We start from the raw sequence: 18,171 nt of genomic DNA on the forward strand, positions 1-18,171 counted from the left end.
TGCGCGACCCCACCCTTTCGCAAAGAACGCGAAAGAATGGGGCACGAAGGTCGGAGCCGGGACTCGTAAAATACACAGATGGATCGCAAATTTACCTGTTCAGTGTGTGGCGAGGTGCATGAATCGCTGCCTCTGAGCTATAACGCTAAGATTCCAGACGCTTTAGGTGCGATTCCCGAAATGGAACGCGCCAGCCGAGCACAGTGGAATGCGGACCAGTGCGTTCTCGATGGCACGCGGTTCTTCCTTCGAGGCAGAATCCTACTGCCGATTACGGATGCGCCGCCGGAGCCGCTGGAGAAGGATGGGCCGAACTTCGTCTTCGGAGTCTGGGCTGAGCTGGACGAAGCGACCTTCCTGCGCGTTCACGAGAAGTGGTTCGATCCGCAGAGGGTCATGGAACCTTTTTACCCGGCGAGGATGCATACGTCGCTGTTTCTCTACCCGGAGACGCGAGGGCTGGAGCTGTTGCTCCAGACCAGGGCCGTCGGGCGGCGACCGCATATCACCGTTCGCGATGCCGGGCATCCGCTTTACCGCGAGCAGAGGGACGGGATCACGATGGAACAGATCCAGGGGTTCGCGGAGCGCATGTTGCATCGCTCCTAACCAGGGAAATATATACCTGACGAATCATCAGGAAGGGCGGATGATAGGTGGGAATCAGGTATTCCTAAACCAGTGTCCGGGAGCGAATGGGTGGCGGTCTTTTATGTCTATGTTGATGAGAGTGGGAAACTGTCGGGCAAGACAGACTATACGTGTTTGTGTGGATTCGTTGGACACGGAATGGCTTGGGAGTCGATCAGCACCGGTTGGACGATGTGTCGAATGCGCTGGGGATGTCCGCCTATACATATGAGTCGAGTGATGAATCCGACTGCAAAAGATGATGCTTGGAATAAATACCGTAAGCAGTTTTCTAGTGAGGAAAAGTGGATAGATAATCGCGATGCAATGTTGGAGGATTTCGCGAGAATCATAGCGGCTCACGATGCTGTAGCAATTGGTACTGTAATCGACGCGAACTGCTATCGAAGAATCCAAGCTGGCCCAGATGCTTTCGATACTGCTGATTCCAACGTTTTCGCCTTCCATAACATCATCATGCGCGGGCTTGAAAAGATTAGTACGGTCGATACAAACTCTACCCTCAGCGTGATCGTGGACGATGACCCTGAGTATGCATGGCAATACTACAAACTTCTTGATGGGCTAAGGCAGAATCCAGATAAGAGGTTTGCAAAGGTCCCCGAACGCGTTCACGCCATTTGTTTTGGTAATGATGTCTCATATCCTGGCCTTCAGGCGGCTGATATGCTTTCTTGGCTGGCGAGGGATTTCATGGTCAGAAAGAAAACCGACCCCAGTGCAGAGATCTCAACTCTGCTTGCTTATTTGACACATGCTGGTATGCACCAGCCGAGCATTATGGATGAGAAGCAACTTTTACAACTAGCACAAAATGTAACTGAAGCGAAGAAAATGGCGGAACAGGATGAACTTGCATAAAACGGAATCTGAGAACTTCGATGCAGCGATGGACACCTTGTTAAGAGCGAATCCGCAGCTTGTAAAGGCTGCGATGGAACAGGAGAAGCAAGAGCGCGAAGCGGAGCGTAAAGCTAAACGCGCTTCTTCGGATCCCGCTTCTTTCAACCACGGTAGGAGAACTACCTTGATCTCTCAAGTATAGTTGCCCTAACTAGAGTAGGAAGTCTTATCGGTGTTGATCTTCTTCTCTGCCAATAGGCATGCTTCTGCAGCACGGTGCCGGGTGCTCGTGCTGGTGGGTGAAATCGTTTGGCTGGGCCATCTCGGTGTGTTACCCGATTGCGATGATCCGAGCAGGGGAACACCTTTCACTCGTACCGCAATGCTTCCAACGGATCAACCTTCGTCGCCCGCCGCACCGGCGCCCAGCACGCCAGAAGTCCCACTCCGACGCACAGCGCACCCACGGCGATCAAGGTTGCGGGATCGCCGGGTTGCACTTCAAACAGGAACGACTTCAGGACCCGCGACAAAACAATGGCCAGAACAACGCCAGCGATCACGCCACTCGCGATCAATCGAAATCCTTCTCCGAAGATCAATTTCCGAATGTCAGTCTGCTGCGCTCCCATCGCACTTCGAATCGCCAGTTCCTTGCGTCTGGAGGCCACAGACAAGGAAAGCACACCGTAGATTCCCACCAGCGTCAGCAGGCTTCCCAGTGCTGAAAATCCCGTGAGCAGGTGCATGGCAAAGGTGCGTGAGGAGAGAGATTCGTCACGAATCTGTTGCAGAGTCTTCACATTTTCAATCGCCGCCGTTGGATCTACGGAGCGTAGCTCTCGTTCCACCGCAGCCACCATCGTTCGCGGATCTCCCGCAGACCGAATCACAAGATGTTTGGAAAACGCATTTGCTTGCCAAAGTGGCAGATAGACCTCCAGGGACGCCTCCTGTGTTAAATCATCGGTCCGTCCGTTCGCAATCTCGCCGACAATTTCGATGCCCGGCTTATCGCGCCCGTTGGGCCAGAACTTTCGTCCGATGACGTTGCCTTGCGGAAAGTAGCGTTCCGCAAATGCCTTATTTACGATCGCCACCGCAGGCGCCTTGTCGTCATCCGTCGAACGAAATTCCCGTCCTTCTATCAACGCCATGCTCATCAACTTGAAGTAGTCAGGCGTGACCGCGCGTAGCGGCAGAGCTGTCTTTTCGCTCTCTTTCATCGCCGCCGGCTGCCCCTCAATCTCCAAAGTTGCGGGCCAGTTGTTTCCCGTAAGCGGCACTCCCCAGGCAAACGCTGCGTACTGCACGCCTGGCAGAGCTGCAACGCGCTCCAGCGCTTGCCGGTGAAAGCTGCCCCAGGTCGAGGAGCTTTGCACCTCCGTCACGCTCATCGTTAAAATCCGGCTCGTGCTGTAACCCGACGGCACCGCGGCGATCTTCACCATCGTACGAATCAGCAGTCCCGCGCCCACCAGCAATGCCAGCGTCAGCGCTGTCTGCAGTATCGTGACCCCTTGTAGAAGCCGCCTCTCTCCGGTTCCCGCTGTCCCTTTCGGGCCCGCGCTTTTCAGCACATCCATAGGGTCCAGACGAAACGCTCGCAGCGCGGGAATCATCCCCGCGACGAACGCAGCAAGCACCGCCGCTCCAATCCCCCACACCAGGACCGCCCAACCTGCCGTCACTCCATCCAGACGCGGAACGGCATGTCCCGCAATCGCCTTGAACAGTTTCACGGCGCCCACGGCAAGTCCGCCACCCAATGCTCCCCCGAGCAGGGCCAGCAATAAGCTCTCCGTCAGGACTTTTCTCAGAAGTGCTGTGCGGCTCATGCCCATCGCGATCCGGACCGCATACTCTTGTTGTCTTTGCAGACCGCGCACCAGCAGCAGTGCTGCCGCGTTTCCGCAGGCGATCAGCAACACCAGACCCGAAGCGCCAAGCAGCGGCAACAGAATCCGCTTGCCGTCTCGATTCATCTCCTCTGTTACCGGCTCCAGTTGCGGCGCAAACCCTTCAAATTTCTTTTCCGACAGCGCCTCTCTTGCCGCCAGTACAGACAGCTCCTGTTGTGCATGTTGTGGAGTGACTCCATCCCGCAGCCGCGTGACTACCTCCCAATAAGGCTCTTTCAAATACTTCGGGTCCGGATATGCCGGCGCCCAGAAATCCACGGTCGCGTTCACGTTGTAGTTCGGCTCCTTCGCCGCTCCCGGCGACGGCAGGAACCGCACACCCGGTTGCATCACCCCGATCACAATCGGCGTCACATCCCGGCGGCTGATGCGCACCGTCTTCCCGATAATCTGCTTATCGCCGGCAAACGTCCGCTGCCAAAACTCGTACCCCAGCACAATGCCCTTCACTGGCCCTGGACCGAAATCAGAATCCTCAAAACCGCGTCCTGCCACCGGCTTCAGCCCCATGACACGGAAGTAGTCCCTGGACACATTCATTCCCTGCATGGATTGGCTTCCGTCGTTGCGAATGAGGAAATTGAAGGTCCAGGTATATGCGGCTACGCTCTGGAAGGAGGTTGCCTGCTGCTGCCACTCCAACCACTGTTGCGCGGCCCAGCCGCGGGGGCTTTCCATCTTCCGCCCATCAACGCGCTTCGCTGGAATCATCATCAGCTGGTCAGGCTTCACGTACGGTGGTGGTGTCAGCAACACACCTTGAATCAAACTGAAAACGGCCGCCGTGGATCCGATCCCCAGCGCCAGAGTCAGCGCCGCAATCAGACTGAAGCCCGGCTGCTTCCGCAGCATCCGAATCGCTAACTGGACATCTCGCAGCATACTTCCTCCCTTTAGCTTCTCCGAAGCCCACTCCAGTATTCGAGAGCAACATAGTATGCGCACTTAAAGGCCCAATGAGAAAAATGGCGAACCGAGGGGATAGAGTCGTTTGCCAGACCAGGCTATTCGCTGATGCAGCGGAATTTAATCAAGAACGGTGCGGGCGGGGGTCTTTCCGTGGCGGACAAGGCAGCCCTGAGAACAACCCAGGCTGTTCAGAAGCGAACAGATCGATCCGAAAATGGACAGCAAAGAAGTGAGGTGTTTCGGAGGGCCAGGTTCTGCGAACGAGGGAAGGATGTTCTCTGGGAAGATGCCTTGTCGTGCGTGACCAGAACTCCGTTGATGGCGACGACATGGGGCGCGATGAGCAGATCCATTGCGGAAAGGGGCTTTGCCTGCCGCTGAGATTCGAGCACGAAGCCTCTTTGAAGGGTCGCTCTTCGAGCGAAGGATGCGCTTTGCGCATAGCCCACACATCGCAAAGAGCGCGATGTATGGGGCACCCGGTATGTAGCTTTCCGGTTTAAAGCTGTAGACAGCAGAAGACCGCGGACTCTCCGGGTTCGCATGCGTTGCGCATGTTCCCCCGCCACATCCGCGGTCGTTCTGGTTGGAGAAAACTCTTCCGCCGAAGCGAGCCCTGGGGCTACTTCTTTACGGGAGCGATCGCGTCCTTGGCTGCCTTGGCAACGCGGAACTTGACGACCGTCTTGGCCTTGATCTTGATGGTCTCGCCGGTCTGGGGGTTACGACCGAGACGAGCCTTGCGCTCCGCCTTGACGAGCTTTCCGATTCCGGGGATGGTGAACTCACCGTTCTTCTTGGTCTCCTTGACGGCGATCTCAGCGATCGCTTCGAAGAAAGCAGCGCTCTGCTTGTTGGTGAGTTCGAGCTTCTCTGCCAGTGTGCGGACGAGCGCGGTCTTGGTTATGCCTTTTGCCATGGTGTTGCTCCTTTGTCGTAAGTACGAAACTGTGTGAACCGAGCTTTCCGAACGACGGATGAAAGTGGCGCTTCGCCAGTATTCACGCGGGTGCGGTGAACTGCTCCGAAACCAACGATGCGTCTTTCGCGGCGCTTTGTCAATGCGAAATCTTCGGGTTTTACCGGTTTTTTTAGGTTTTTCTCGGTTTTCTCTGGAAAAGTGCCTAAAAGGGTTCAAAACTCCCTAATTCAGAGGATTTAGAAGAAGGTTTTAACGCGAGGTCTGGTTACCAATGGGCTGTTGAGCAGTTCGACCAAGGGCGCCGCCGCGCGGAAACGCGTGATGATTTCCTGGGCGAGCGTCGGCTCCAACACCGTTTCAGCGGGGAGGGAGACGGAGGCCTCCCACTGGCGACAGCGGAGGAGATCGTCCGCGGGAGAGTCGGGAGCGAAGCCTTTGGGTGTGCGTGTGAGGGGGTTGCTGTGGAAGTTCGGCATCAGTTTGCGGAGTTTCTTGTCGTCGAGTGCTTTGCGCACGCGGTCGGGATCGTCCGCGATGAAGCGGCGCAGTTTGAGGAGTTGGTCGCGATCAGGCATATAGATGCCGGAGGCGATGAGCAGTTCTTTCCCGGTGAAGTGGAAGTAGAAGCCGCCGCCTGAGGTCTTCTCCATGCCGGTGCGCGCCCACCATGCGCCGAGGTTCTCTTTATAGGGGCGTTTGTCGTTGGAGAAGCGGATGTCGCGGTAGATGCGCATGGCGATCTTATTCGCAGGGCGGAGGTGTGCGGGTGCGAAGTCTTCCATGGCGCGGGTGATGTGTTCGATGAGGGCGAGCATGGGTTGTTGCAGCTCGGTCACGAAGACGTCCTTGCGCGCGGCGAACCATTCGCGGTCGTTGTTGCGCTTGAGGGCGCGGAGGAAGCGGAGGGCAGAGGGGGTGAAGTGTGGGGCGGGGGTTTTCGTCGGGGTTCGCTTCGTGGCCATCGGTTTTAATTTTATGTTGGTTTGGTTGTTCGTGGCTGAACCTAGCGTTTGGTCGCTCTTCGAGCGAACGATGCGCTTTGCGCATACCCATGTCCCAGAAGCGGGACATGGGGCACCCGGATTTGTAGCGGTTTGAAGGACATGACAAAAGTTCTGGGGTTCCTGAGGGATCTGGTTTGTGCGCTCCGCGCGACCCCACCCTTCGCGCAAGAGCGCGCGAAGAATGGGGCACGGGTTCTGTATGCTGGTTCACACTCTATGAATCGAACGCCTGCGTATCTCCAAACGAAAAGTCACTATGAGATTCTGGACGGCCTGCGTGGTGTCGCGGCCTTGATGGTGGTCATGTTTCATACCTTCGAAGCATATGCCGATGGCAATCGCTTCAAGCAGATTATGAATCACGGCTACCTTGCGGTGGACTTCTTCTTTCTTCTGTCGGGGTTCGTTGTGGCGTATGCCTACGACGACCGCTGGGGGAAGATGACGCAGTGGGATTTTTACAAGCGCCGCCTGGTGCGACTGCAGCCGATGGTGATCATGGGCAATGTGATCGGCGCGGCGCTGTTTTACTTTCAGGCGTGTCCTATCTTCTCGCTGGTCAGTACGACGCCCGTGCACAAGATGCTGCTGGTGATGCTTGTGGGCTTCACGATGCTTCCGCTGCTTCCTTCGATGGATATTCGCGGATGGCAGGAGATGCATCCGCTGGATGGGCCCGCGTGGTCGCTCTTCTTTGAGTACATCGCCAATATTCTTTACGGCATTGGCTTTCGCAAGCTTTCGAACAAGGCGCTTGGCGTCTTCGTTGCGCTGTCAGCGGCGCTACTGATTCATCTCACGGTCTTTGGGACGCAGGGCGATGTGATCGGTGGATGGGCTGTCGACAAGACGCAGATGCACATCGGGTTTGCGCGCATGCTTTATCCGTTCTTCGCGGGCATTCTGCTGATGCGGTTGGGAAAACGGATTCATGTTCCCAACGCATTTACGTGGTGCAGCCTAATGATCGTGGTTATCTTCTGCCTGCCGAGATTCGGAGGTCCGCAGCATCTGTGGAGGAATGGGCTTTATGAGTCGTTCTGCATTATCGTTCTCTTCCCGATTGTTGTAGCCATGGGCGCGGGCGATCGGATCTCCGGCCCACTGGCCACGAAGCTCTGCAAGTTCTTTGGAGAGATCTCTTATCCGCTTTACATCACGCACTACCCGTTGATCTACGTCTACACGGCGTGGGTGACGCGCAATAAGATTCCGGCAGCGCAGGGTGCGGTGTGGGGTGTGGCGCTTCTGCTCACGGCTGTCACGATCGCGTATGCCTGTTTGAAGCTCTACGATGAGCCGGTTCGGGAGTGGCTCAGGAGGCGTTTTTTAGTGAAGAGCGCGCTCGACTCATAGCTCTACTGGTAGCTCGATGAGCAGAGAGTTTGCGTTCACGCTGCGTTCCTGCGTCTTGGGCGAGTGTTGGACCGGATTTAGCTGCGCTCCGATTAATCTAGAAGGCCGCGTGCAGCGGCGACTCTCCACGACGAAGCCGTTCGATATTCTCAGCTACAGCCTTGGCAATCTCCTCGAACGAAGCTTCTGTCACACCGCCTACGTGCGGTGTCGCGATGACGTTGGGTAGAGTCAGGATTGGGTCATTCGTTGGCAGTGGCTCCTGCCAGAAGACGTCGAGGCCCGCGCCTGCAAGGTGTCCGCTGGCAAGCTGAGCGTACAGCGCCTCCTGATCGATCAATCCGCCTCGGGCCATATTGATCAGATAGGCTCCGCGCCTGAGTCCTGCGAGTTCCCGGGCACCGATCATTCCTCGCATGTCTTCGGTATAGCGCATGCAGAGAACGAGGATGTCTGTTTCCGCGAACGCTCGCTCCCGTTCTTCTTGAGAAAAGCAGCGAGAAAGACCGAACTCGCTTACTTTCGCCGCTGTCGGGTCGCGTGTGATTCCTATCAGATCCACCTCGAAGCTATGAAGACGCTTGGCGATGGGCAGCGCGATCGCACCCAAGCCGTAGAGACAGACGGTGCGGCCTGCGAGCATCTTGCCAAGCGGTGCTCCAAGCACTCCCGCACGCACATTCGCATCGGCTTTGGGCAGGTCTCGCAAGAGCGCAAGGATGAGCAGCAGGGCATGTTCCGCAACCGACTCAGCATTGCCTCCCGTCGCGGGCACATTGGCTACGTAGACGCCTTTCTGTTTCGCACTTTCGAGGTCGATGCCTTCGAGGCCCGCTCCCCATTGTTGAATCAGCCGAAACTGACCGGCTTCCATCTCCCGCCGACCCATCCGCAGCATCTTTGGGATGACCACGTCGGCCCTGCCTAACTGGGGAAGAACATCTGTTTCAGAACACACGACGATCTCATCGTTACAGCCGGGAGGAAGATGCTTGCGAAGGTATTCAGGGGCGTCGGGAAAGTTGTTTCCGCAAAAGAGGATTCGCATCTATAGGCCCTTTTCGATTAGGAGCACGCCTGCGCCGTCGGTGAGGTGATGTGTATATAAAAAGCTCCGCAATGATTTCCGCATCTCGCTCTCTTTTCTGGAACAGCCTGTTCCTTCTTTCAACGTAGCGAGAAACATTCATATCGTCCAATACCTGAATTGACCTGAATTGATATATTTTCTGGTATGTCTCATTCCATTGAACTTCGCCAGATGCGTTACTTTCTCGCCGTCGCGGAGACCCTGCACTTTGGCCGCGCGGCCAGCAAGCTCCGGATTGCTCAACCGAACCTGAGTCTGCAGATTCGAAAGATCGAAGAGGCACTCGGGCATGCACTCTTTATCCGGACAACACGCGGTGTGACGCTCACAGCAGCCGGAGCCTTTCTTGCGGGGCGAACGGAGGAGTTGCAGACGCGTTTTGACGACATGCTTCAGGCAGCGCAGCGGATTGGAAAGGGCGAAGAAGGCACGCTCTCGGTGGGCTTCAGCGGCTCCGCCATGTATGGTCCACTTCCATTCGTGCTTGACCGGTTTCGGCGGCGTTATCCCAAAGTCCGCGTGCAGCTACGGGAGATGTACGCCCCTGAGCAGGTACCGCTCCTGCTCGACGGCACGCTGGACGTTGGGTTCATCCGGGATGGAAGTGCGAACGAAGGGCTGCGCATGACTCCGCTTTCGCGAGAGCCTTTTCATGCTGTGTTTCCGCAGTCCCACAGACTGGCAAAGGAACGAACTCCGCTGGCACCACAGGCACTGAAGGACGAGCAATTCGTCCTCTTTACTCCTCGCATCGCGAAACTCGCCTTTGAAAGGACCCTGGCTGTCTGTACTACAGCCGGCTTTGCTCCTGAGATTTCGCTGGAAGCACCGCAGTGGGTGACGGCTGTCAGCCTGGTCGCCGCGGGGATGGGCATCTCCATCGCGCCAGCGAGTGTTGCCCGTTTGAATATTCCCGGCGCGGTGTTTCGACCTCTGCGCTCCAAGGCATGGTCGTCTATCGATCTTTGGACTGAGAAGACGATGCGCAACCCTGCAGCGACTCAGCTCCTTGCCATCGCAAAAGAGGAGTATGCCAAGAACCCCATGATTGCTCTCACCAAGAAGTAACGACCACCGCGCTTCTCAGAGGGCGGATATCCACGGCAATTATTCGACGGGCTGGTGGTTGGTGAAGAAATTAACCAGACTCTGAGGAGCGTCGGGGCCGAGACACACCTTGAGAATGCCTTCCGCGTCCGCGGCTTCGGACGCGCTGCGGGGGAAGAGGTCTGCTTCATACACGAGGAGCGCGGCTTCCACGTCGCCGGGGTTAGCGGCGATGGCCTTCGCGAGTTCAGCGCCGTCGAACATGGCGAGGTTGGCTCCTTCACCGGAGGGGATCATCAGGTGCGCCGCATCGCCGAGCAGTGTCACGCCGGGGACGCGGTCCCAACGGTGCTCGACCGGGAGCGCATGAATTGAGCGCGGCACAGGGGCCGTCTCACCGTCGGTGATGAGCGCTGTCAGCTCCGGGGCCCAGCCGCCGAACTCCTCGGCGACCCTGGCCAGGGCAGTCTTCGGGTCAGAGAAGTCGATGCTGCCTATCCAATCCTTTGGCTTGTTCAACTGCACGTAGGTGTGCAGCACTCCGTTGGGCTCGCGGTGCGCGAAGATGCCTTTTCCTGGGGCTGGCGCAAACATCGCACCACCGCCCACTGCCTGCGCGCTCGGCTTGTGACGGGTGTCTGTGTCCAGCAGGTACGTCTCGATAAAGGACGTGCCGGTATAGGCCGGTTGCGCTTCGGAGAGAAGCGGACGAACGCGCGACCAGGCACCGTCGGCACCCACGAGGAGGTCAGTCGTCACCGTGGAGCCGTCCGTAAAGGTCAACGTGTGCTGGCTGTTGCCAAGCGGGGATACTGCTGTGAGTTTGTGTCCCCAGCGGACCGTGCCGGAAGGAAGTGAGTCAAGCAGAATCCGGCGAAGCTCTCCTCGGGGTACTTCGGGTCGACCGCCTGTGCCGTCGTCGAAATCTTCAAAGAGGACGTTGCCGTGTTTGTCGAGTACACGCGTTGCCTGACCGCCAGGGTGGATGATCGCGAGGAACTCTTCGAAGAGTCCTGCTGCCCGCAGTGCGAGCTGCCCGTTGTTTTCGTGGATATCGAGCATGCCTCCCTGCGCGCGCGCGTCTGCCGAGGCTTCCGCTTCGTAGACCGTGGCTGCGATGCCGTGCACGTGGAGGACGCGGGCAAGTGTGAGGCCGCCGAGACCGGCACCGATGATTGCGATTGGAGTATTCATATGGTTTCTTTCATGAGCCAGTGAGCGGCAGCGCTTTGAAGTTCGCTTTGGTCCGGTTCGTTGTCGGAGGCCCAGGCGATGATTCCGTCAGGGCGTATGAGTGCGACGCTCAAACCGAATTGTTCTTTCGCACGGCCAGAGACGTATTGGATGCGGTCGCCATATCCACTTGCCAAAGTTTTAAGTGAGGCATTGGTCTCAAAATCAAGCAGCATCGCCTTGCCATCGTACATTCGCTCACCGATGGTTGCGCCGTCTTCGAACTCAAAGTTGGGAACACTGTAGCCGACGAGGGAACCGACAAGGGAGCCGACGAGAGGGTGATTGCCAGCAAGATCGTAGTGTGTGAAAACGCCCCACACTCTTGCTGCCATATAGGTGGCACCATCGCGCGTATCTATCAGGTCGCGGAGGATCGCATTCAACGCGCGGGAAGAGGGCCCTGGTCTCATGATGGCCACCTGCGCGCGAGACCAATCCAGAACCTGTGCGCCGAGTGGATGGCGTTCTGTTTGATACGTGTCCAACAATCCGACTGGCGCTTTCTCGTGGAAGGTGGCGGCGAGCTTCCAACCGAGGTTCATGGCGTCGCCTATGCCGAGGTTCAGCCCCTGGCCTCCCAACGGCGAATGAATGTGCGCGGCATCGCCAGCTAAAAGTACACGTCCGCTGCGGTAGGTCGCGGCTTGCCTTGCCCGGTCGGTCCAGGTGGTTACGGCATGCAGGGCGGCGATGGTGACGTCGGTGTTGGAGACGCGGCGTAGCGCCTGCTGAACGCGTTCCAGCGTGACCGGCCCTGCACGATGCGCTGCACCGCCGTCGAACTCCGCCATCACCACATACCCTGGCTGCGATTGCAGGTACATGCCTGTGGGTGTCAGGTTGCGGCCTGGGCTTAGCTTCTCCGGGTCGACAAGATCAACCTGAGCCGAGTAGCCGGTAAACTCCGGCTCCGTACCGGCGAATTCAAAGCCGCCGAGCTTGCGAACAACACTACGGCTTCCGTCGCAACCTACGAGCCACTTGCCTTCGAACGATTGGTCACCTGCCTGAACGGTCACTCCTTCTGCGGTTTGCTGAAAGTCAGTGATGGCAAGCCCGCGCCTGATCTCGACGCCTAACGCTTCTGCGCGGCGAGACAGCACGGATTCCATCTCCTCCATCGAAGACAACAAGCTGGTCTGGGGCGAGCCTGGCAGGCGATACTTCCACTGCGAGGTGTCGATATTGCCTTCGAGAAGCGGGATGCCCGCGAAGTGTCCGACCTGACGCAGTGGCCCGACGGGGGTTGAAGTCTTGTGAGGGTTGTTGAGTCGTTTGTGTAGATCGAGTTCCTTAAGCAGGTCGCGACGGTAGAGCGCTTCGATCGTAGGCGACGAAAGTCCCCGTATTCCAAAAGGAAATTGCTTCAAGGGTGAGTGAGGATCCTTCTCCTTTTCGAGGATAAGGACGGAACATTTAGCCAAGGCCAGTTCACAGGCAAGGAAGAGACCTACGGGACCCGCGCCGACGATGAGGACATCGTGCGCGGTTGAAGACTGCTCTTGCGAATCCTGTAGAGGTTGATGGAACATCATTCCATGATCTTGGAACATTGTTCCAACTATGTCAAGATAACGCATGGTGAAAAAAGCGCGCAGCGCTCCACGGCGGGAAGAATCGCTCTCGCGCGAGAGCATTATCGAAGCGGCGATTGAGCTTCTGGATAGCAGCGGAGAGAGTGGTTTGACCTTCCGCACGCTGTCGGAACGACTGGCGACCGGTCCTGGTGCGATCTATTGGCATATCGCCAACAAGAGCGAGCTGCTGACCGCCGCCTGCGATGCCATCGTTGCCCGCACGATGGAGGCGACGACTTCCAGAGCGAAGCCGAAGGCAAACCTACGCGCTCTCGCGCTGGGCATGTTCGATGCGATGGATGCGCATCCCTGGGTTGGATCGGCGCTGGGGCAGGCACCTGGAGCGATGCCGATGGTGCGCATACTCGAACGCCTGGGCCAGCAGGTCCGCGCTCTTGGCGTGGAGGACGGTACGCAGTGGGCGGTGGTGGGGGCGCTGCTGAACTACATCCTCGGTGTGGGTGGGCGGAACGCGGCCAACGGGCAACTGGCGCGGGCGCGGGGCCTGGACCGGTCCGACTTTCTTGAAGCGGTGGCGACCGCCTGGTCTCAGCTCGATGCGCATCTGTACCCTTTCACGCGAAGCGTTGCGGGGCAGGTGCGGGCACACGACGACCGTGAGGATTTTCTCGCCGGGATCGATCTGATCCTCAAAGGGATTGACGCACAGCGGCGGCGCTGACGCCTTCAACAGCGCAAAGCGCACCGGTACTCTGCAGGCACCGGTGCGCCGTTGGCCGAATTACGCCTGCGTGTAGTCCATGCCGTCGAGGTCGGCGATCAGGCCTGGCCCTGTGGGTTTCCAGTTCAGCTTTTGCTGCGTGAGCGCGCTGGAGGACGACAGATCATGCCCGGCGAAGTGGGCAAGCCAGCCGAAGTGCGCCTCTCCCTCTTCGGGCTTGATGCTGACGACAGGCACTTTCAAACCGCGGCCGAGGGCTTCGGCGATGACCTTCATCGACACGCCCTCTTCATCCACGGCGTGATAGATCGCGCCCGGCTCTGCCTTTTCAAACGCCAGGCGATACAGCCGTGCCACATCGGAGACGTGGGCCGCAGGCCAGCGATTGCTGCCGTCGCCGATGTAGGCCGATAGATGCTTTTCGCGCGCCACGGGGAGTATGTACGAGACCAGTCCCTGCTTGCGTGTGTCGTGCACCTGCGGCAGACGCACTACAGAGGTGTTCACGCCGCGCGTCGTCAACTCCTTCACCACCGCTTCCGAAGCCGCGCGTGGGTTCCACGAAGCGATCGTTCCGTCCTCCGTCGATGGCTTGCCGTCGACATTGTCTACAAGACCGGTTGCCGAGGTGATCACGAACGGGCGGTTGGAACCCAGAAGCACTTCGCCGATGGCCTGGATGGCGTTGCGGTCGTCCTCACAGTTCTTTTGCAGCTGCGAGAAGTCGTGGTTGAAGGCCAGATGGACGACGCCTTCAGACCTGGCGGCACCGTCGCGCAGGCTGTCGAGGTCTTCGATGTTGCCGTACTTCACTTCGGCTCCGGCGGCTCGCAGAGCCTCAGCGCCGACTTCCGATCGTGTCAGCCCCAGCACTTGATGGCCAGCCTGGACCAGTTCCAAAACAAGCGCCGAGCCGATGAATCCTGTTGCACCGGTTACAAAGATACGCATGATGATGTCTCCCTCAGTTCCACGTCTGCGGCCGATCTGCACCGTACTTCACTAGATGGGTTTCGGCGCGCGGGCGATCTGGGCTGATCGTCCGTATGATCGGTCCAATCGTCCCACAACTTTCAAACCTTGAACGTCCGAAAGATATGGCTCGTCGTCGAAGACCGGCACTGCGCCGACCACAAGGCCAAGAGCCTCCGTTAGGTCCCGCCTTCGCGCCATACCAGCTCCTCATGCTTGCCTTCTTCAATCACCTGTCCGATCTCAAAGAGATGCGGACTCCTCGGCGCTCTGACTCGGGTTAGTGAGTCTTCGCTAGTCTGGAAAGTAGATCGTGATGGAACCGGCATCGGCATTAGCTGTAAGGATTGCGTTTCGCGGACCGGCAGTAAGGCGCGCGATAGAAACGGATCCCCAGCCACCAGCAATAGGCGAGGCCGTGGAGGTAAACCTTCCAGCCGCACTCCGGTGGTAGATTTGCATCGTTCGGCTCTCCGCGCAGGCGACCACGATTGACTGGGTTCCGTCGCCTGTAAGGTCTCCAGCGGCGACGCTGTTGGGACCGCGGCACTCTGCCAAAGGAAGTGGTGAACCGGGCGCAGGATGGAGCCCACCGTGGCCGTCACCGAGCAGGATGGAGATGGCATTCTCAGTCGGACCGGTAATATCGCGCTGATATGGGATGACGATGAGATCCGGGTTGCCGTCGCCGTTGAGGTCATCAATGGCAACCTGCCACGGTTTGGCGCCCGCAGGGAACGGTGAACCAGCGGCGCTCTGCAGGCCTCCCCGGCCATCGCCAAGCAGGATAGAGACGGTATTGTCGTCAAGATTGGTAGTGACGATGTCCGGGTTGCCATCGTGGTTGAAGTCGGCAGTACGGAGGCGTTCATAGGGGCGGCGGCCTGTGGGGAAGTATTTGCCCGCCGTAACAAGACGTCCCATACCGTCACCTCGGACAACTTCAATCCGATTGCTTCCCCAACTGTCTGTGGCGACGTCGAGATTGTGATCGGAGTTGAAGTCGGCAACGACAACGCCATGGGGATGCGGGTCAGAGTGGACGTCGACAGGCGATCCGGGCGCGAGATGAAAGCCTCCACGGCCATCGCCGAGAAAGACGCGCAAATAGGGCGACTGGTGATTGGCGATGACTAGATCGAGATTCCCGTCGTTGTTCATGTCACCGATGGCGACGTCGTTGGGTAGATGACCGGCGGGAAAAGATGAACCGGCCGCTAGATGAAAGCCTCCCCGACCGTCGCCGAGCAACACGGTGATGGTGCCGGAGTCGGTGTTGTCCGAGCCGGCGTTGGCGACGACGATGTCTAGATTGCGATCATGATTGACGTCAGCGATGGCGATCCACCGGGGGCTCGGTCCAGTGGAAATCGTGACCTGATGAAAGCTCTGACCGTGCGCCGCCAGGCTGCTGGCGACGAGGATCAACGCGAATTGAGTTGAATTGCGCATAGCGGCAATGCGGGATTCTAACGCAATATGAGTATGTCCTGGAAGCGCGCTTGTTCATTGGGTGAAGGAGAAGCGAGTCGCTGTAGGACTCCGCGATTTTTGAAATGCAAGGGACTAAGGCGCTAACGGCTGGCGACGGTTCCAGGATCGATGGTCAGGTGACGAGAACACGCCAAAGCACTTATCGAGTGACATCGGTGGAAGCTTCAGATGAATCTTGAGCTTTTGATTCCCTGGCTGGTGTGTTTTATCACGCCGATGCACGGGCCCTGCACCAGGTTCGGGTCAGGGTACGTTCGCTCTAAATTTCGATCTTGCGCACCCTCGGGTTTAATCGCATAATCTGCACGCAGACAAATGGGCCCATGTAGCTTCCTCCTGGAGGACCACCGTGCGCATTCTTGTCGCTCTTACCGCCGCGCTTCTGGCTGCTTCCACACTTCCCGCCCGCGCCACTTCTTTTAGCTCCGTTGTTGTTTATGGCGACAGCCTTTCCGACAATGGCAATCTGTTCACGGCGACGGGTGGTCTGGCACCCGCACCCCCTTATGTGAATGGCCGCTTTTCCAATGGAAGTGTGGCGGTGGAGCAACTCGCGGCCCAACTGAATACGTCGCTCCATGATTTTGCCTTTGGGGGTGCGACCACGGGTATCGGCAATATCGGCGATGGCGGAACGCCTACCACTCTGGGTTCGTTCGGCCTTCCCGGGATGGCGACCGAGTACGCCGCGAGTGCCGCGCTGCTGCCGCCCGCCCTCATTCCGAGTTCGCTCTTCGTCGTGTGGGGCGGCGCGGACGACTTCGAGGCGCTCAGTGCTCCAACCGTCGCACAGAGCCAGGCGGCCGGGCAGATTGCGGCGGCGAATATCGACGGCATCGTAGCTGCACTGCAGGCGCTGGGCGCGACCAGCATCCTGGTGCCGAACCTGCCCAATCTGGGTGAAACGCCGGAGTTCAACGGGGATCCGGCGGCGATCGCTTACAGCGATGCGTTCAACGCTGCGCTCGCGTCCACGCTGCCGTCGGGCGCTACGCTGTTTGACACCGACGCACTCTTCCATTCCATCCTGACCAGCCCCAACGCCTACGGTTTTACAAACGTCAACACGCCCTGTCTCCTGGCCGCGGCGAATCCAGATTGCAACGGATATCTTTTCTTTGACGCGATTCATCCCACGACCGCAGCGGATGCGTTTCTTGCGCAGGGCTTCGCCGAAGCCATGACGCCTGCAGCGGTCACGCCGGAGCCGTCGTCTCTCCTGCTGCTGGGAACGGGAGTGTTGAGCGTGGCTGCGTCGCTGCGTCGGCGCAAGCTGGCGACGCGGTGCGTCACTGCGAGTACACTTCATTGTTGCCTTGAGTGCCCTCTTGAGCACAGCTTCACTCGCCTTGTACTCTTCGGTGTGCGAATGCGGCAGACGGAGCAGCGATAGAGTCGACCTCATCTCCAAGGTCCATCGCTGCGATGAGACCACTCTTCACGGTGAAGAGGTGAAGAACCTCACTGTCGGAAAGAACATCCCCTTGAAGGCTCTTGACGAGTTGGTGCACCCTGACGCGGATCTTGCCTCCATCTTCCTCGGTCATCGCAAGTGGTAGGACATGGGGATCGAACTCACTCCATTGTCGGGTCCAATAGGCGCGGACCTCTTCCTTTCCAACGACCTTGCCGCCCTCGGAAGCCTTGGGCCAGCTCACGTCCTGCGTCATCAGCGCTAAAGCACCGTCGAGGTCTCGCTTGTTGAAGGCGGTGTACGCCTGCTCAATAAGGGTCTTCGCGTCTGCCATTCATCCTCCTAGAACGCTTGCTGTCACTCGATTGTTGTTCTCTTCACCAGTACTTCTCAACGACGCTTCGACACCAGAGCGATCGCTCACGCATGAGGATCAGCATCCAATCTCTTTTATCGGTTGCAGTACATTGAGGTAAAGCGGAGGCAGCAATTGGCGCAGTTAGTGCACACCCTTGAGATCACAACGCGTGGTCAGGGACTCTATGAATTTACGGCCATCGTCAATGAATGGGTGAGGCGTCAGAAGATGCAAACGGGCCTTCTGACCGTCTTTTGCCGACACACGTCGGCTTCGCTTTTGATTCAGGAGAATGCCGATCCCACGGTGCGCCACGACATCCAAGCCTACTTCGAGCGTCTCGCACCCGAGGATGGGCCGTATCATCACAACTCGGAAGGGCCTGACGATATGCCCGCCCACCTGAAGACAGCACTGACTCAGGTGCAGCTATCCATACCGATGATGAAGGGCAGCCTTGTATTGGGCACCTGGCAAGGCATTTACCTTTTCGAACATCGGGTACGCCCTCATCGACGAGAGATTGTGTTGCACCTGATCGGGGAATAGGCGGGTCTCTTGCCTCAAATCTTTGGGTCAATGCGGCGTGGAGCGCGAGATATCAATCTCTTGTCCATCACCGCCCATAAGGCAGCTTAACGCCTCTGAATCTCACCGGCAGCCGAGCCGTCTTGCTTCGTCCGGTGAGGTCAGG

Annotated in this window: 16 protein-coding genes; 7 read left to right on the forward strand and 9 right to left on the reverse strand. The window is 58.1% G+C overall.

Annotated features, from left to right (window positions below; genetic code table 11):
• The first annotated feature begins 78 nt into the window (after nt 1–78).
• On the forward strand, nt 79–609 hold the full coding sequence (locus ACIPR4_RS20720) for a DUF2199 domain-containing protein (RefSeq protein ID WP_013570634.1): 531 nt from the start codon (nt 79–81) through the stop codon (nt 607–609).
• A gap of 90 nt (nt 610–699) precedes the next feature.
• Nucleotides 700–1,512, forward strand: coding sequence for a DUF3800 domain-containing protein (locus tag ACIPR4_RS20725; protein WP_013570635.1), 813 nt, complete (start codon nt 700–702; stop codon nt 1,510–1,512).
• A gap of 350 nt (nt 1,513–1,862) precedes the next feature.
• Here the strand turns inward: ACIPR4_RS20725 and ACIPR4_RS20735 are convergent, their stop codons facing one another.
• The 3 genes from ACIPR4_RS20735 to ACIPR4_RS20750 form a co-directional block, all read right to left on the reverse strand.
• A complete protein-coding gene (locus ACIPR4_RS20735; RefSeq protein WP_013570637.1) occupies nt 1,863–4,298 on the reverse strand; it encodes an ABC transporter permease in 2,436 nt (811 codons plus the stop codon).
• Nucleotides 4,299–4,947: 649 nt separating this feature from the next.
• Nucleotides 4,948–5,244, reverse strand: coding sequence for an HU family DNA-binding protein (locus tag ACIPR4_RS20745; protein ID WP_013570638.1), 297 nt, complete (start codon nt 5,242–5,244; stop codon nt 4,948–4,950).
• Nucleotides 5,245–5,483: 239 nt separating this feature from the next.
• Nucleotides 5,484–6,209, reverse strand: a complete 726-nt coding sequence (locus ACIPR4_RS20750; protein WP_013570639.1) for a DUF2461 domain-containing protein — start codon at nt 6,207–6,209, stop codon at nt 5,484–5,486.
• A gap of 258 nt (nt 6,210–6,467) precedes the next feature.
• Here ACIPR4_RS20750 and ACIPR4_RS20755 point away from each other — a divergent pair, with 258 nt between their 5' ends.
• A complete protein-coding gene (locus ACIPR4_RS20755) occupies nt 6,468–7,607 on the forward strand; it encodes an acyltransferase family protein (protein WP_041587053.1) in 1,140 nt (379 codons plus the stop codon).
• A gap of 97 nt (nt 7,608–7,704) precedes the next feature.
• Here ACIPR4_RS20755 and ACIPR4_RS20760 read toward each other — a convergent pair whose 3' ends face one another.
• Nucleotides 7,705–8,565: a 2-hydroxyacid dehydrogenase gene (locus ACIPR4_RS20760; protein ID WP_245536401.1), complete on the reverse strand. Its 861-nt coding sequence runs from the start codon at nt 8,563–8,565 to the stop codon at nt 7,705–7,707.
• Nucleotides 8,566–8,841: 276 nt separating this feature from the next.
• Between ACIPR4_RS20760 and ACIPR4_RS20765 the strand changes: the two genes are divergently transcribed.
• Nucleotides 8,842–9,765, forward strand: a complete 924-nt coding sequence (locus ACIPR4_RS20765; RefSeq protein ID WP_013570642.1) for a LysR substrate-binding domain-containing protein — start codon at nt 8,842–8,844, stop codon at nt 9,763–9,765.
• A 39-nt stretch (nt 9,766–9,804) separates the two neighbouring features.
• On the opposite strand, the gene ACIPR4_RS20770 is transcribed toward ACIPR4_RS20765, so the two are convergent.
• Nucleotides 9,805–10,938, reverse strand: a complete 1,134-nt coding sequence (locus ACIPR4_RS20770) for an FAD-dependent oxidoreductase (RefSeq protein WP_013570643.1) — start codon at nt 10,936–10,938, stop codon at nt 9,805–9,807.
• Nucleotides 10,935–12,515 (reverse strand): FAD-dependent monooxygenase, encoded by a 1,581-nt coding sequence (locus ACIPR4_RS20775; protein ID WP_013570644.1) that lies wholly within the window; start codon nt 12,513–12,515, stop codon nt 10,935–10,937. The genes ACIPR4_RS20770 and ACIPR4_RS20775 overlap by 4 nt, the downstream gene beginning before the upstream one ends.
• Before the next feature lie 43 nt (nt 12,516–12,558).
• On the opposite strand from ACIPR4_RS20775, the gene ACIPR4_RS20780 reads away from it, so the two are divergent.
• Nucleotides 12,559–13,239, forward strand: a complete 681-nt coding sequence (locus ACIPR4_RS20780) for a TetR/AcrR family transcriptional regulator (protein ID WP_013570645.1) — start codon at nt 12,559–12,561, stop codon at nt 13,237–13,239.
• Nucleotides 13,240–13,299: 60 nt separating this feature from the next.
• Here the strand turns inward: ACIPR4_RS20780 and ACIPR4_RS20785 are convergent, their stop codons facing one another.
• Together ACIPR4_RS20785 and ACIPR4_RS20790 are read right to left on the reverse strand one after the other, a co-directional pair.
• On the reverse strand, nt 13,300–14,190 hold the full coding sequence (locus ACIPR4_RS20785) for an SDR family oxidoreductase (protein ID WP_013570646.1): 891 nt from the start codon (nt 14,188–14,190) through the stop codon (nt 13,300–13,302).
• A gap of 315 nt (nt 14,191–14,505) precedes the next feature.
• Complete coding sequence (locus tag ACIPR4_RS20790) at nt 14,506–15,663, reverse strand: FG-GAP repeat domain-containing protein (protein ID WP_013570648.1); 1,158 nt, start codon at nt 15,661–15,663, stop codon at nt 14,506–14,508.
• Between the two features lie 391 nt (nt 15,664–16,054).
• On the opposite strand from ACIPR4_RS20790, the gene ACIPR4_RS20795 reads away from it, so the two are divergent.
• Entirely contained in the window at nt 16,055–17,098 is a 1,044-nt protein-coding gene (locus tag ACIPR4_RS20795; RefSeq protein WP_013570649.1) for an SGNH/GDSL hydrolase family protein, read from the forward strand.
• On the opposite strand, the gene ACIPR4_RS20800 is transcribed toward ACIPR4_RS20795, so the two are convergent.
• The gene (locus tag ACIPR4_RS20800) at nt 17,046–17,453 is read right to left on the reverse strand and encodes a nuclear transport factor 2 family protein (protein WP_013570650.1); all 408 of its coding nucleotides are present in this window, start codon (nt 17,451–17,453) and stop codon (nt 17,046–17,048) included. The two genes, ACIPR4_RS20795 and ACIPR4_RS20800, sit on opposite strands and share 53 nt — an antisense overlap.
• A gap of 156 nt (nt 17,454–17,609) precedes the next feature.
• Here ACIPR4_RS20800 and ACIPR4_RS20805 point away from each other — a divergent pair, with 156 nt between their 5' ends.
• A complete protein-coding gene (locus ACIPR4_RS20805) occupies nt 17,610–18,026 on the forward strand; it encodes a secondary thiamine-phosphate synthase enzyme YjbQ (RefSeq protein WP_013570651.1) in 417 nt (138 codons plus the stop codon).
• Nucleotides 18,027–18,171 lie beyond the last annotated feature (145 nt).

Source organism: Terriglobus saanensis SP1PR4, assembly GCF_000179915.2.
Classification (GTDB): domain Bacteria; phylum Acidobacteriota; class Terriglobia; order Terriglobales; family Acidobacteriaceae; genus Terriglobus; species Terriglobus saanensis.

Bases quoted from the DNA above. Each gene is read 5' to 3' on its own strand.
- ACIPR4_RS20770 (WP_013570643.1), bottom strand. From the start codon at position 10,938: ATGAATACTCCAATCGCAATCATCGGTGCCGGTCTCGGCGGCCTCACA.
- ACIPR4_RS20800 (WP_013570650.1), bottom strand. From the start codon at position 17,453: ATGGCAGACGCGAAGACCCTTATTGAGCAGGCGTACACCGCCTTCAAC.
- ACIPR4_RS20765 (WP_013570642.1), top strand. From the start codon at position 8,842: ATGTCTCATTCCATTGAACTTCGCCAGATGCGTTACTTTCTCGCCGTC.
- ACIPR4_RS20745 (WP_013570638.1), bottom strand. From the start codon at position 5,244: ATGGCAAAAGGCATAACCAAGACCGCGCTCGTCCGCACACTGGCAGAG.
- ACIPR4_RS20780 (WP_013570645.1), top strand. From the start codon at position 12,559: ATGGTGAAAAAAGCGCGCAGCGCTCCACGGCGGGAAGAATCGCTCTCG.
- ACIPR4_RS20720 (WP_013570634.1), top strand. From the start codon at position 79: ATGGATCGCAAATTTACCTGTTCAGTGTGTGGCGAGGTGCATGAATCG.
- ACIPR4_RS20735 (WP_013570637.1), bottom strand. From the start codon at position 4,298: ATGCTGCGAGATGTCCAGTTAGCGATTCGGATGCTGCGGAAGCAGCCG.
- ACIPR4_RS20755 (WP_041587053.1), top strand. From the start codon at position 6,468: ATGAATCGAACGCCTGCGTATCTCCAAACGAAAAGTCACTATGAGATT.
- ACIPR4_RS20785 (WP_013570646.1), bottom strand. From the start codon at position 14,190: ATGCGTATCTTTGTAACCGGTGCAACAGGATTCATCGGCTCGGCGCTT.
- ACIPR4_RS20790 (WP_013570648.1), bottom strand. From the start codon at position 15,663: ATGCGCAATTCAACTCAATTCGCGTTGATCCTCGTCGCCAGCAGCCTG.
- ACIPR4_RS20775 (WP_013570644.1), bottom strand. From the start codon at position 12,515: ATGATGTTCCATCAACCTCTACAGGATTCGCAAGAGCAGTCTTCAACC.
- ACIPR4_RS20750 (WP_013570639.1), bottom strand. From the start codon at position 6,209: ATGGCCACGAAGCGAACCCCGACGAAAACCCCCGCCCCACACTTCACC.